At 58.5% G+C, this 13,734-nt stretch carries 13 protein-coding genes and 3 pseudogenes; 8 read left to right on the top strand and 8 right to left on the bottom strand.

Features of this window, described 5'->3' with window-relative positions; genetic code table 11:
* Window positions 1-93: 93 nt before the first annotated feature.
* Complete coding sequence (locus tag QN222_RS18485; RefSeq protein ID WP_283964035.1) at window positions 94-453, top strand: hypothetical protein; 360 nt, start codon at window positions 94-96, stop codon at window positions 451-453.
* A 176-nt stretch (window positions 454-629) separates the two neighbouring features.
* On the opposite strand, the pseudogene QN222_RS18480 reads toward QN222_RS18485, so the two are convergent.
* From QN222_RS18480 to aztA, 6 genes and pseudogenes are all read right to left on the bottom strand, one after another.
* Window positions 630-1,658: pseudogene (locus tag QN222_RS18480) on the bottom strand (saccharopine dehydrogenase family protein).
* 378 nt (window positions 1,659-2,036) lie between these two features.
* Complete coding sequence (locus QN222_RS18475) at window positions 2,037-2,309, bottom strand: hypothetical protein (RefSeq protein WP_283964036.1); 273 nt, start codon at window positions 2,307-2,309, stop codon at window positions 2,037-2,039.
* Window positions 2,306-3,376, bottom strand: coding sequence for a GTP-binding protein (locus tag QN222_RS18470; RefSeq protein WP_283964052.1), 1,071 nt, complete (start codon window positions 3,374-3,376; stop codon window positions 2,306-2,308). The genes QN222_RS18475 and QN222_RS18470 overlap by 4 nt, the downstream gene beginning before the upstream one ends.
* Window positions 3,377-3,502: 126 nt before the next feature.
* On the bottom strand, window positions 3,503-4,474 hold the full coding sequence (gene aztC, locus QN222_RS18465) for a zinc ABC transporter substrate-binding protein AztC (RefSeq protein WP_283964037.1): 972 nt from the start codon (window positions 4,472-4,474) through the stop codon (window positions 3,503-3,505).
* 19 nt (window positions 4,475-4,493) lie between these two features.
* Entirely contained in the window at window positions 4,494-5,360 is an 867-nt protein-coding gene (gene aztB / locus QN222_RS18460) for a zinc ABC transporter permease AztB (protein WP_284005533.1), read from the bottom strand.
* A complete protein-coding gene (gene aztA / locus QN222_RS18455; protein WP_283964039.1) occupies window positions 5,353-6,141 on the bottom strand; it encodes a zinc ABC transporter ATP-binding protein AztA in 789 nt (262 codons plus the stop codon). Before aztA ends, aztB begins: the two co-directional genes overlap by 8 nt.
* 132 nt (window positions 6,142-6,273) lie before the next feature.
* On the opposite strand from aztA, the gene QN222_RS18450 reads away from it, so the two are divergent.
* The 4 genes and pseudogenes from QN222_RS18450 to zigA all read left to right on the top strand — a co-directional run bounded on the left by QN222_RS18450 (window position 6,274) and on the right by zigA (window position 10,275).
* On the top strand, window positions 6,274-7,260 hold the full coding sequence (locus tag QN222_RS18450) for a GTP-binding protein (protein WP_283964040.1): 987 nt from the start codon (window positions 6,274-6,276) through the stop codon (window positions 7,258-7,260).
* Between the two features lie 41 nt (window positions 7,261-7,301).
* The gene (gene aztD / locus QN222_RS18445; RefSeq protein ID WP_283964041.1) at window positions 7,302-8,537 is read left to right on the top strand and encodes a zinc metallochaperone AztD; all 1,236 of its coding nucleotides are present in this window, start codon (window positions 7,302-7,304) and stop codon (window positions 8,535-8,537) included.
* A 65-nt stretch (window positions 8,538-8,602) separates the two neighbouring features.
* A pseudogene (locus QN222_RS18440) lies at window positions 8,603-9,002 on the top strand (Fur family transcriptional regulator).
* A 67-nt stretch (window positions 9,003-9,069) separates the two neighbouring features.
* Window positions 9,070-10,275 carry a zinc metallochaperone GTPase ZigA gene (gene zigA, locus QN222_RS18435; protein WP_283964042.1) on the top strand — a complete coding sequence of 402 codons (1,206 nt, stop codon included), beginning with the start codon at window positions 9,070-9,072 and terminating at the stop codon, window positions 10,273-10,275.
* 285 nt (window positions 10,276-10,560) lie between these two features.
* On the opposite strand, the gene QN222_RS18430 is transcribed toward zigA, so the two are convergent.
* Window positions 10,561-10,968 carry a helix-turn-helix domain-containing protein gene (locus QN222_RS18430; RefSeq protein ID WP_283964043.1) on the bottom strand — a complete coding sequence of 136 codons (408 nt, stop codon included), beginning with the start codon at window positions 10,966-10,968 and terminating at the stop codon, window positions 10,561-10,563.
* An 88-nt stretch (window positions 10,969-11,056) separates the two neighbouring features.
* Between QN222_RS18430 and QN222_RS18425 the strand changes: the two genes are divergently transcribed.
* The 3 genes from QN222_RS18425 to QN222_RS18415 all read left to right on the top strand — a co-directional run bounded on the left by QN222_RS18425 (window position 11,057) and on the right by QN222_RS18415 (window position 13,115).
* Window positions 11,057-11,674, top strand: a complete 618-nt coding sequence (locus QN222_RS18425; RefSeq protein WP_283964044.1) for an NAD(P)H-dependent oxidoreductase — start codon at window positions 11,057-11,059, stop codon at window positions 11,672-11,674.
* Between the two features lie 115 nt (window positions 11,675-11,789).
* Complete coding sequence (locus QN222_RS18420; protein ID WP_283964045.1) at window positions 11,790-12,434, top strand: NAD(P)H-binding protein; 645 nt, start codon at window positions 11,790-11,792, stop codon at window positions 12,432-12,434.
* A 39-nt stretch (window positions 12,435-12,473) separates the two neighbouring features.
* Window positions 12,474-13,115 (top strand): DsbA family protein, encoded by a 642-nt coding sequence (locus QN222_RS18415; protein ID WP_283964046.1) that lies wholly within the window; start codon window positions 12,474-12,476, stop codon window positions 13,113-13,115.
* 243 nt (window positions 13,116-13,358) lie between these two features.
* Here QN222_RS18415 and QN222_RS18410 read toward each other — a convergent pair.
* Window positions 13,359-13,571 (bottom strand): annotated as a pseudogene (locus QN222_RS18410) (restriction endonuclease); the annotation flags it as partial.
* Window positions 13,572-13,734: the final 163 nt, after the last annotated feature.

Below are 13,734 nucleotides of genomic sequence, written 5' to 3'. Positions count from 1 at the left end.
TGTTTTTTCGCTTTTATGCAACGGTTGCACAGACGATCGTTTATGCAACGACGCGCCGGTCCGATCGTTGCGAATTTTCAAAGGTAATCAGCAATGGACTATGCCGCTCTTCTCGGTGTTTTCGGGAACATCGCCGCAATCCTCACGGGGCTGTGTGCGGTGACGGTCTATGGCCACTTTCTATGGGAGCGCCGCCAAAAACGCTTACGACTTGAAAACCACCTGCGGGAGGAAACCGGCTTCGGCTATTCAAGCCAGCGGACCCTTCTGGATTTGATCGCTGCATTGGGCATGTCCGAGGCAGAGATCTTGGACGCTGCCGCTCGGAGCAAGGTCATTCGACGCGGGGTCGCTGCGGACGGTACAGGACAGCCAGTCCGTATCGTTCTCGAGTACGATACAGGCGAATCTGGGGAGGACATTTCTATGCGACCTGGCCGGGCGCAGTTCTAGTTAGCGTGTTCCCGAATGCCTAGCCAAAACTACTCAAGTTTATCCAGCCATGCAGCACAGGCGCGTATGTCTATCATAGGATCGGGGGCGGGCTGTCGCGTGAAATCCAGCAGGGAGATCACTCCCGATACACAAGCATCGGGCGTGAATGCCAGTTGTGCTCCAAAAGGCCTGCTTCAGCCGAAGCGCCTCCGGGTCATAGACCCGGCCAAACGGTTGTCGAGGAAAGCGGCGAGGGCGACCTCTTCCTGCCGAACGAAGCCCGTTTGGGGGAGCTTTCCTGAGGCGAGCAGATCGAGAACCGTGGTGATGCCCGCTGCTGTCGTGATCTGGATGGCACTCATTTTCTTGCCCGCGACGACTCCCGCATAGACCTTGTTGGCATAGGTCTCCTGCAGATAGCGACCGTCGTTCCAGCCGCAGACGGTGACGAAGATCACGACGACATCCTGGATGGTGGACGGCAGGTTTCAAACAGATCCTTCAGCACCTCGCGGCGGTTCTTGAGGTTCAGGTCATTCAACAGCGCCTTGATGATGGCTTGATGGCCAGGATACCGGATGGTCCGATAATTCATCGTGCGCGCACGCGGCCTTCAAGCGTTTTTGCAAGCGTGCCGAGACCGCTCGACGTGTGAACGCTTCATAGGTGACGCCATCGAGAGAGAATTCCTCACGTTCTTCCATCGCGGGAACCGTGATCAACTTGCCTTCGACAATTGCCTCGCATGGCTCGATGTACTCGTTTATGAGCCCATCGGTGCTCCAGGTCAGGTTATAGTTCAAGGCGTTTGAGGGGTACTGTGGCAGAGCTCCGACCCGCATACGAACGCTGTCCAGCGTGTCGAAGCGTCTGGAAAGATCGTTGGCAACGATCGAGATGAAGCCGGGCGCCAGGCCGCACTGGGGAATGAAGGCTGCGTTGGCCCCCTTCGACAATTCCTCGACCTTCTTGGTCCTGGCGACATCTTCCGTGAGGTCCAAGTAATGGACCGGGGCCTCGAGAGCTGCGGCGGCGACCTGGCCTGTGAGATTGAACGGTGCTGCTGACAGGACTGCAAACTTGCCGCGGAGCAGATCGACGAGCGCCTCCTTTTCGCCAATTTCGATCACCGCGCCCGATATCACCGGATGCCTGTCCAACTTTGCCAACTGCGTCTCGTCACGATCCGTTACGGTCACGGTGTAATCGCCCGTTTTCGGCAAGCATCAGGGCGATCGCACCACCGACTTTCCAGCCCCGATTACGACTACGTCCTTCATACACTTCCCCCTTGGTTTGCAAGATTTTTGCAAATCTACGAGAACCGTAATCGGTTCACAGTGGTGGCCTGGCGGGAGGGTAGACGCCGGAGGAGCTGCTGAACCGCGTGGAAGTTTGGTGCAATGAGGAGGTTCAAATGCAAAGTCTTTGATAACGGTCGCAGATCAAATACTTGAGCGATTTCGGATCATCATTCCGCAGCAACGGCCGCGCGCCGAAATTATGGGGCATCCCGTGGTCCATGTGGACGATCTGCGCTCGATGACCAAAGGGGCAAACAGATCGCCGGAGTTAAGTCCGATCAGTGTTCTAGAATCTTGCTATTTCTGAAGGGCTGCAGAGACGTCGATGTAAACGACCGCCAGAATGGATTTGTGGATTGAAACCTGCAGGGCCTCCTTTCCGGGACGCATGACAAGAATGACGGTTTCCTTCGGCGGGCAGTCAGGCAGCGAGCAGGCCAGCTCGTTGACCGAAACGACGTCGTCATCAGTCAAGTCCAGGACTTCGCGCACCCACTGCTTGATCGTCCGCGCGCTATCGATGACATTTGGGTTGTTGCGGGCGAACGGGTTCGCAAAAGCACTCCTCATGACTGCTCCCTCTCGTGTTTCCGGGGTATAAGAACCTCAAACAGTTTGCGTATCTCTTCGTGCGGCATGTTCCGCCCGATGAGGACGATGCGGCTCTGACGGTCTTCGCCGGGCCATCGATCGAGGCGATGAAGCGGATAGAGCCGGTGTTGCACGGCGTGTGCGATGACCGGCCTTTCCGGATCATCAGTCGTTGCGAAGATGCCTTTGAGCCGCAAAAGCCCGGAGCTTATATTGCTGGTCACCAACTCCAAAAATGTGATGACGGCGCGAGGATCAAGCGGTTGATCATGTACGAGGCTTAGCGCTTCGATCTCAGATCCATGGCGGTTTGGATCATGCAGATGATCGTCATGCCGGACTAAACCTTCCATGGCAAGCCAGCCTTGCACGTCTTCGGCCTTGTCCTGAATAGAATAAGCCTGTGTACTGATGAGATCGTCAAAACGGAAATCAGGCGCCTGCTTGTCATGAAAACGCGCCGTAGGGCTGAGCCTCCTCAACTCGTCCGTCCAAGGCAACCGCTCTTCTGCGATATCGGTCTTGGTCAGGATTATGTGATCTGCAAAGGCGAGCTGCTTCCAGCCCTCGATGAAGGAACCGAGCGCTTCTCGGCCTGCAATGACATCAAAGGTCGTAATGACGTTGGAGAGATAGAAGTGCCGCGCTACGACATGATCTCGCAATCCCATTGCGGGTGCACCACCGGGAACGAGACTGTTGATGATGGGAGCCGGATCGGCGAGGCCTGTGGTCTCGATCAGGACCCTCGAAACAACAGGGAACTCGCCTCTGTCAAAGGCCCCATGCAGCTCGAACAGCGAGGCGCGGATATCGCTCGTAGCCGTGCAACAGATGCATCCGGTTGTCGTGCGGAAGTAGCGTTCGGACCCGGCTTGTACAAGGTCGTGATCAACAGGGATTGTGCCGAACTCGTTGACGATCACGGCCGTGTTCCTCATGCGCGGGTTCACCAGCAAGTCGTTCAGCAAAGTGGTCTTGCCCGATCCGAGAAAGCCGGTCAGCAGCGTTGCAGGAACGGGCGGGTAAAGCTCTTTCACTGTCATTCCTGCCTCTTCGATCCTCTGCTTTCGCAAACGTTTGAGCAGTTCGGTGATCATTGCTGACCAATCCTTGTTGGCTATCCGTCGCATCAAAAGGGGCTCGCGCTCGCGCGCGTGAGCCCCATCCACTCAGCTACCCTGGATGGCAGATTTCAACGTGTCGACGTTATGGCGGATCATGTCGATGTAGGTCGAAGAAGGTCCCTCTTCGCCGGAGAGTGCATCCGAGTAGAGGGTGCCGCCGACCACCAGACCCGTTTCTGCGGCGATCTGTTCGATCAGCCTCGGATTGGTGATGTTTTCAAGGAAGATTGCCGAGGCCTTATCTTCCTTGACCTGATCGATGAGCTTTGCGACGTCGGCCGCCGAAGCATCCGCCTCGGTCGAGATGCCTTCCGGCGCGATGAATTTCAGTCCGTAGTCCCGCTCAAAATAACCGAATGCGTCATGCGAGGTGATGATCGTCCGCTTGTCAGCTGGAATCGATTCGATCGAAGCTTTCACGTCCTCGTCGAGCTCGGCGAGCGCCGCAATGTAGGCTTGGGAATTAGCCGTGTAGGTCGCGCAACCTGCTTTGTCAGCTTCACAGAAAGCGTCTGCGATATTTTTCACGTAGATCTCGGCGTTCTTGACGGACTGCCACGCATGCGGGTCGAATTCGCCATGGTGGTGATGCCCTCCGTGGCCATGACCATGATCGTCACCGTGCGCGCCATCCTCATCCTTCTCGCCCGCGTGGTCTTCTTCGCTGGTCTTCAGCGGCTCGATCCCGTTGCTGACTTCGACAAGCGACGCCTTTGTGCCGCTCGTGTCGACCAGCCGCGACATAAAGCCCTCGAACTGCAGGCCGTTGACCAGGACAACATCCGCCTGTTCGATCGAGACGGCATCAGTGGGGCGGGGCTCGTAGACATGCGCATCGCCATCAGGGCCGACGATCGTCTTCACCTGGACACGGTCACCACCGACATTCCTTGCAAAATCGCCAATGATCGAGAAGCTGGCGACGACGTTCAAGTCGGCCGCCAATGCCGTTGTGGCGAAACCGGCGCAAAGTGTGAGAAGACTGGTACTGGTTGCTACGCGCAATGTCCTGAGCATCGAAAACTCCTTCTGTTGGTCAGGCAGTTTTGTGGCGCCGCGAAGAGAAGGCGTTGCGCAAAACGCCCCTTCGTCCGGCGACAGTGGAAAGGATGTAGATGGCGCCGGCCGACAGGATGATCGCAGGTCCCGAGGGCAGCGAGGCGTGATAGGACAGAAGCAATCCAGCGAGCGAGGACGCTGCAGCTATCGCGATAGCGATGAAGCACATCGGCGGAACCTGGTTGGTCCAAAACCGGGCCGCGGCCGCCGGAAGCATCATCAATCCGACCGAGAGCAGGGTACCAAGGGCCTGAAACCCGCCCACGAGATTGAGGACGACGAGTGTCAAGAACAGAAAATGGACGGGGGCACCGATGCGGCTGACGGACCGGAGGAAGAGCGGGTCCAGGCATTCAGCCACCAAGGCCCGCCAGAATACGCTCAGAGCTAGAATCGTGCTCAGACTGATGATGACGATCAGCGTGAGGGCCGCGTTGTTCAGCGCAAGCACGGATCCGAACAGAACATGCATTAGATCCACGCTCGACCCCCGCCATGAGACGAGCAGGACGCCAAGTGCCAGGGAGATCAGGTAAAAGGCTGCCATTGAGGCATCCTCCTTCTGGATCGTGAAGCGGGAGACGGCTCCGGCGCCCATTGCAACGACGAGGCCGACGATCAGTCCGCCAATCGTCATGGGGATGATGTCGAGCCCGAATAGCAAGAAGCCAAGCGCGGCGCCGGGAAGAATGGCATGCGACATTGCATCGCCCGTGAGACTCATGCGCCGGAGCATCAGGAACACGCCGACGGGTGCGCAGCTCACCGACAATAGAAGCGAACCGATCACGGCGCGCTGCATGAAGCCGTATTGAATAAAAGGTCCAAAGACCGACTCAAACATGGGCTCGGACCTTCTCGATATCCGCAGAAATCCCTCCGTCTGCCTTCGGAGGACCGGGTTCGCACCAGGGCGCCTTTTCGTCCCATGCCTCCTGGAATTGCCGGGCGCGGAGGAGGTTTTCGGCCGTCAGCGCTTCTTTGGTCGGGCCCCAAGCGATAACTTCTCGAGCTAGCAGCATGGTCTGAGGGAAATGTTCACGCACCAGAGAATGATCGTGCAGAACGCAAAGCACGGCGCGGTCTTCCGCACCCCACTGCTTTATCAATGCAACAAGGTCCTTCATTGTGCGCGTATCCACGGCGTTGAAGGGTTCGTCGAGAAGGATCAGATCGGCGTTCTGCAGCATGGCGCGGGCAAAGAGCGCGCGCTGGAACTGTCCGCCTGATAGACTGTCGAGCGGTCGTTTCTCAAATCCAGTGAGGCCAACGGTTTCGAGAACGGTTGCGAGCTCCTCCCTGTCGGCCGCGGTTGGTCGTCCGAGGAGGCCGTGTCGTTGCCAGAAGCCAAGTGAGACGAGATCAATGACACGGGCAGGAAAGCTCCGGTCGACCTCCGACTGCTGCGGCAGATAGGCCAGTCGCCGGTAGCGGGCTTTGCAGCGGCCGCCGAGCGGCTTCAGTATGCCGGCAATCCCCTTCATCAGCGTGGATTTGCCTGATCCATTCGCGCCAACCACCGCGGTCAACCCGCCACAAGCGACGGAACCGCTTAAGTGATGCACTGCGGGGTGGCCGGAATAGCCGAGCGTCAGGTTTTCAAATTCAAGGCAAAGTTCAGACATCGCAATTCCAGGGATTGACAACCCCTGCATATGTTACGTTATTACATTCGTCAAATGAAAGTTACGTAATAACATTTCACAACCCAAAGCCGTTGATGCTCACCATCGCGGAAAACCGTGAGGACCCAGTCCATGTCTCAAGAGATCGCCCCCACTCCCGTCACCGTCCTGACCGGCTATCTCGGCGCGGGAAAAACCACGCTCCTCAATCGCATCCTGTCGGAGCCGCACGGCAAGAAATACGCCGTCATCGTCAATGAATTCGGGGAAGTTGGCATCGACAACGATCTCATCGTCGACGCAGACGAAGAGGTCTTCGAAATGAACAACGGCTGCATCTGCTGCACTGTTCGTGGTGACCTTATCCGTATCATTGAAGCTCTGATGCGCCGGCGGGATCGCTTCGACGGCATTCTGATCGAAACGACCGGCCTTGCCGATCCCGCCCCAGTCGCTCAGACGTTCTTCGTTGACGAGGACGTGCGCAGCAAAACGCGCCTCGATTCCATCGTCACTGTGGTCGACGCCAAGCACCTGCTAGGTGAGATCGATCGTGCCCATGAGGCCAAGGAGCAATTGGCTTTTGCAGACACCGTCATCCTCAACAAGACCGATCTCGTCTCAGAGGAGGGCCTGAAAGCGGTCGAGGATCGCATTCGCCGGATCAACCCGACGGCAAGCATTTTGAGGACGCAGCGATGCGAACTGGATGTCGCCAGTCTCCTCGATCGACGGGCATTCGACCTTACCCGCATTCTGGAGGTTGAACCCGATTTCCTCGATGAGGAACACGAGCACGAACACGACGATCACGTGGCGAGCTTCTCGCTCGTTGCTCGTGAGCCGCTCGACCCGGAGAAGTTCTTTCCCTGGCTGCAGACAACCGTAAGGGCCTTCGGCCTGGACATACTCCGCCTCAAGGGGATCCTCGCATTCAATAGCGACGACGATCGTTATGTCGTTCAGGGCGTCCACATGCTGGTGGAAGGCAACCATCAACGTGCCTGGCGCGAAGAAGAGGACCGCGTTTCGCAGCTCGTGTTCATCGGCCGCAATCTGCCGCGCGACATCATTACCGACGGTTTCCTCCAATGCCGTGCGACCACCCACCCAGCCTGAATTGCCGCCCCTAGAGTTCGTTTAAGAGAAGGAAGAAATACATGAACCTGAGAAGCACCCGAATGCGCCTGTTGAGCGCCGTAGCGGCAGTACTGGCGCTGGCCGCACAACCGGCCTTTGCCGAGGACCACGAGACCAAGGAAGCCTGGCGTCTGTTCGTAGCCGACCATACGCAACCGATCGTTCGCGCCATTGATTTCGACGACGGCAAGGAACTCAGCCGCTACGACATCAAGGGATATGCGGCGCTGACAGCGAGCGCGTCCGGCCAGACGGTTTTTGCGACACAATCCGACGCCGACATCGTTCATGTCATCAAGACTGGTATCGAGTTCTCCGATCACGGTGAACATCGCGATCTGGAGGTTTCCGCTCCTGCTCTTTTGCCCGTAGCCCTAGAAGGATCGAGGCCGGTCCACGTCGTTCCGCACGGTGAAGAGGCGATCATCTTCTACGATCGTGGCGGCAAGGCCGAGATCGTCGATGAAGGCGATCTCCTGGATGGAAAGGCTGAAATCCGCCCGGTCGATGCGACGGCGCCGCATCATGGCGTGGCTGTCACCATGGGCAAGTACGTGCTTGTCTCGGTTCCCGACACCACAGCAGAAACAAAGCCCGACACTCTGCCCCCGAGGATCGGGCTGCGCGTTGTTGACGCAGACGGGAAGCAGGTTGGAGATCTAACCAAATGCACCGATCTGCATGGTGAGGCCACATCTGCACGGCTTGTGGCTTTCGGCTGCAAGGAAGGTGTCTTGGTAGCGCGTCCGGGCGGAGCGGGTGGGCCACAGCTGGACATGCTGGCTTACCCGGAAACGCTCCCCAAAGGCTACGTCGGCACGCTGCTCGGCGGCAAGTCGATGCAGTTCTTCCTGGGCAATTATGGTGAAGACAAGGTTGTGCTGATCGACGCTGACGGTGACGCTCCCTATCGGCTCATCGAGCTTCCAACCCGGCGCGTGGACTTTGTGCTCGATCCGGCAAACATTCGGAACGCCTACATCCTCACGGAAGACGGCGACCTGCACGTGCTCGACGTGATCAAGGGCGAGCTTGCGCGCAAAGCGAAGGTAACCGAGCCCTACAGCAAGGACGGCCATTGGCGGGATCCGCGTCCGCGCCTTGCTGTTGCCGATGGGAAAATTGCCATCACCGATCCGCGGCACTCACTCGTGCGGGTCGTCGATGCAGCAACGCTCAGGGAAGAGCGCACGATTGGGGTCGAGGGGCAGCCATTCGCAATTGTTGCGGTCGGCGGATCCGGCGCCACACACTGAGATCAAACCTGCCACGAATACGGAGCAATCGCTGCTCCGTATTCACTAAAAATTTCGAGGCGATCATGCCGAAAGTGAGTGCCAACACACCGCCCCTCACGCGCAATCAGGCTCTCGTCCTGTCCTTCCTGGAAGCAGCCGACGGGCCGCTGAGTGCTTATGGCATCCTGGACGAATTGCGCAGCCATGGATTGAAGGCTCCGCTCCAGGTCTACCGGGCGCTCGATAAACTGCTCGATTTCGGAAAGATCCATCGTGTCGAGAGCATGAACGCCTTTGTCGTTTGTCGGCATGCCGATCATGGCTGCCTTCATGCTGCGATCACCGGCTTCTCCATCTGCGAAGTATGCGGCGTTTCACGACGAAGAGATCGAACGATCCCTCATAAAGCACGCGCGAAGCGCCGGCTTCGGCATCAGGAGAACCACGATCGAAATTCATGGCGTTTGCAGCGGCTGCCGTTAACCCAGCGGCACTTTACCTGGCCCTGCCCCACCCAGCCGTTGCTTAGCCCAATTCACATGAGGTCCTTATGATCAACAAGCTGCCTGTAACCGTTCTCTCCGGCTTTCTCGGAGCCGGCAAAACAACGCTGCTCAACCACATCCTTTCCAATCGGGAGGGTCTGAGAGTTGCCATCATCGTCAATGACATGAGCGACGTAAACATCGATGCCGCGCTCGTTCGCGATGGCGGCGCCAACCTCTCCAGGACCCAGGAGCAGCTCGTCGAAATGACCAATGGCTGCATTTGCTGCACTCTGCGGGACGATCTTCTCAAAGAAGTGCGCATGCTCGCCGAGCAAAACCGTTTCGATTATCTGTTGATCGAGTCGACAGGGATCGCCGAACCTCTCCCGGTGGCGGCAACATTCGACTTCCGCGATGAAACCGGGTTGAGCCTGTCCGATGTTGCGCGCCTCGACACCATGGTGACGGTGGCCGACGCAGCCAATCTCCTTGCAGACTACAGCTCAGCAGATTTCCTCGCCGACCGCGGTGAGACAGCGGGCGACGGCGACAACCGCACGATCGTCGATCTGCTGGTGGAACAGATCGAATTCGCCGATGTCGTGATACTCAACAAGATCAGCATGGCGACGCCGGAGCAACTGAACGCGGCTCGTAAGATCATCGTTGCGCTTAATCCGGATGCGAAATTGATCGAAGCAGACTTTGGCAAGGTCGAGCCGAATGACGTTTTGGGCACAGGGCGCTTCGACTTTGCCAAAGCCGAACAGCATCCCCTCTGGTTCAAGGAACTGCACGGTTTCAGAGATCACGTGCCGGAAACGGAGGAATATGGCATCCGTTCCTTCGTCTATCGCGCGCGGCGGCCCTTCGACCCGCTGCGTTTTCAGGACTTTATCGACCGGTCATGGCCGGGGGTTGTCCGAGCCAAGGGCTTCTTCTGGCTCGCGACCCACCCTGACTATGTGGGCGAAATCAGCCAGGCCGGAGCATTGGTGCGGACGGGAAAGATGGGTCTCTGGTGGACGGCCGTTCCGAAAAACAGTTGGCCTCAAGATCCCGGGTTCTTGACGATGATGAAGCCCTATCTCGATCCGATCTGGGGCGATCGCCGCCAGGAGATCGTGTTCATCGGAGCGGATCCGATGGACGAGGCGAAGATTCGCGCCGAACTCGATGCCTGTCTCGTTGACAGCACCAAGTTCACGCCGGAACTCTGGTGCGATCTACCCGATCCATTTGCGAGTTGGGAGCGTCGAGCGGCCTGACTACGTCGCTCGTTTCCCGGTTATCGGTCCGAATTCCATGCGAACAAACCTCCTTCGAGCGCAGGGGGTATTCACCTTGACATCCGGGCACCGCTGAATGCGCGGCAAATACGGCAATCCCTCAACAGCGGTGGCGCTCCGGAGTGAGGAACCCGTCTGATGGGTCGGACGAATTCCGTGCCCGGCGTGCTATAACAGTTCGCTTGCGGGCCTCACGAGCATCAGCCATCAGCACCATCCCGGGGCAGCCTGATGCTCTCGCTGCGATACGGGGCATTGTTCAAGTCAAGTCTTTGCGAAGGAAGAGACGGGCGCGTCCGCTTCATCGTATCGGACGCGCGCCGCCTGGACCACGTCCTGATTGGCGCTCGCCCACATCACCAGGCCCATGACCGGGGCAAGCAGTGTCCGCCCTAGCTCCGTCAACTCATAGTCTACCCGTGGCGGAATGGTCGGAAACAACGTTCGCGTCACTAGCCCGTCGCGTTCCAGTCCACGCAGCGTCAGCGTCAGCATTCTCTGGGAGATCCCGCCGATCCTACGTCGGAGGTCATTGAAGCGGACGGGGCCGTCCTTGAGCGTCGTGATAATGTACAGGCTCCACTTGTCGCCGACGCGGTCGAGGATTTCCCGCACAGGCCGGCAATCCTCGATTTTGCTTGGACCAGGAAAATCGATGTCACTCAGTGTCATGAATGTGCCTTCTTGCGGAGAGTGAAACAGTCACATTAATAGTGTTGGTCACAAATGAATACCACCTCATGCTGTTCAGGAGCAAGCGATGACCAACATACTCGTCCTCACCTCAAGTCCGCGCGGTGCTGAAGGCCTGTCCACGCGTTTCGCCACCGAGATCGCCGATGGGCTGAAGGCCCGCTCGGGCGGCACGCTGACCATCCGCGACCTTGCGGCGAATCCGCTGCCGCATATCACCCCGGCCTATATCCATGGCCGTACGCAGCCCCCGGAGACGCGGACGCCGGAACAGGCGGAGGCCGTCGGCCTCGCCGAAACACTGGTTAAGGAACTCCAGGCCGCCGACGTGATCGTCATCGGCTCGGGCATGATCAATTTCGGCCTATCCACACAGCTCAAAACCTGGTTCGATCACGTTGTCTGGCCCGGCGTCACCTTCAGCTACGGTGAAGCTGGCGCGCAAGGACTGCTGGCCGGCAAGAAGGTCTATCTCGTAACAGCCGCCGGCGGCGTTTTCTCTGAAGGATCCTATGCGCCGTTCGATTTCCAGACCGGATATCTGCAGCATTTGCTTGGCTTCATCGGCCTGACCGACGTCGAACTCGTCCGTGTCGAAGGGACGGTGTTTGGTCCGGATGCGGCGAACGCCGCCATTTCTGCCACCGAAGTGCAGGTTCGCACGGTGCTCGAACGCGCCGCCTAACTATTCGCAACAAATTCATGCTGTGGGTGGCTGACGGCGACGACAGTCCCTACTGCATGAACAAATCGCTGGATGGATCAGGCGGCGGTCGCTGGCAAAATCGATAAGGACAAACATGAAAATCTCTCTTTTTGGAGCCACCGGGCCGACCGGGCAATACATTATCCGGGAGGCGCTCAGCCAGGGATACAGTCTGTCCGTCTACACGCGCGATGCCAATAAGCTCTCTTTGTTCGAGGGAAAGATCGAGGTCGTAGAGGGCGACCTCAAGAACCTGGAAGCGATCCGAACGTGCGTAAGCGGTTCCCACGCGGTGATCAGCGCGCTGGGGCCCAATAGCCTCCAGATCAACGAAAAAAGGTCCGTGATGCATGGGGTCGGGAACATCATCTCCATCATGGATGAACTGGCCGTCTGTCGCCTCATCCAGGTCTCCACGTCAAGCTATCGCGATCCCAAGGATGGCTTCGACCTCAAGTCGCGGGCGGTGGTGCTGCTCATCAAGGTCATGCTGTACAAGGCCTATGACGACATCAAGGCTACCGGCGAACTGATCAGCAGATCAGGCCTTGACTGGACGCTGGTGAGGATACCGTACCTCAAGGATGGTCCAGCCGATGGCTCCATCGATGTCGGCTGGTACGGAAAGACGAAGCTCAGCACAAAACTCTCCCGAGGCAATCTCGCGAGATTCCTCGTCGACCAGATTTCGAATCGCGACTTTGTGCGGGCCGCCCCAGGAATAGCCGACCACGCGTGAAAGCGGCGGTGACTGCCGTTTCTAATGAAGAGACCCATCATGTTGCGAATCGACCTTTACACCGAAATCACCTGCCCCTGGTGCATCATAGGCCAGCACCGGCTAGACAAGGTACTGGCGGAACGCTTTCCCGATCTTGCTACGGACATCCAGCACCACCCGGTCCTGCTGCAACCCGACGCGCCGGCCGCGGGGCTTTACATTCCGGACCTGTTTCGCACGCGCTATGGCATCACCGATGCGAAGGCGGCGTTTGCGCGGCCCGAAGCTGAGGCTCGCGCCTCTGGCCTGGACCTCGACCTCAGCCGCCAACCCTGGGCCTACCCCACCCAGCCTGCCCACGCGCTCATCCTCGCCGCGCGCGAACGCGGCACGCAGCACGCACTCGCGGTGACAATCTCCGAAGCCTACTTCCTCGGTGCGAAGAATATCGCCGATGCCGATGTGCTCGCCGATATTGCGGCAGGCTACGGATTTGATGGTGCTGAGGCCCGCGCGATCGCTCTTGCCCCCGCTCAGGCGCGACGCGTGGAGCAAGAGGCCGCCCGTTCAGTTGCAGTCGGCGTTCGCTCGGTTCCGCACTTCGTCTTCGGCAGCCGGATCGAGATCAACGGTGGCCGCAGCGAACGCGAAATCGCTTTCGCCCTACAAGAAGCCGCGCGTGCCCATGCGGTCGAGTGACGGGCGAAGCAGGCGCACCTCCGGAAGGCACCAAATGCACACGCTTCAAAAGCGCATGCTCTTTCCGCGCCAGAATGTGCGCGGCATGCGTCGAACTTAGATCTCTTCCCAGGGGAAGGTATCCAGCCGCTCTGCGCCGGTGTTCTTCACCAGGACCTGGTTTCGAGCTTAATGTTTCTGATCCCGCTCCAGCTCGCCTATCCGCGGCAACTCCGGCTCCCGCTCATCGAATCCTAACGACGAGATCAGCGCGAAGTACATGCCGGGCGTTTTGGGATCCGGGATGACCTCGCTCACCTTGGCAATCGCAAAATAGCCGAGCGTCACGGCGATGATCCAATCGCCCATGCTGGTTTCGACACGACCCAAATATTGGCTCGGGAACTGATATCGTTCCGCCGGGCTGTCGTCGTGGATCGAGTTTGAGCGCTGAAGCGGGATGCCGCGCTCGCTCACTGCGATGCCACGATCCGGGTCGTTGGCATAGATGACTGGAACTGGCGGCGATCGTGGCGCTACGGCACGCCTTGCGCAAGGAAGGGCTGTCCTGTTCGCAGATCGCCCGTCGCAACGGCTACGGCCGGCGCAACATCGCGAAATGGCTGACTTTTGAAACGCC

Source organism: Sinorhizobium sp. 6-70 (genome assembly GCF_030124375.1).
GTDB lineage: Bacteria > Pseudomonadota > Alphaproteobacteria > Rhizobiales > Rhizobiaceae > Sinorhizobium.
Note: the sequence above shows the minus strand (reverse complement) of the source record. Positions and strands in the feature narration are given on the sequence as shown.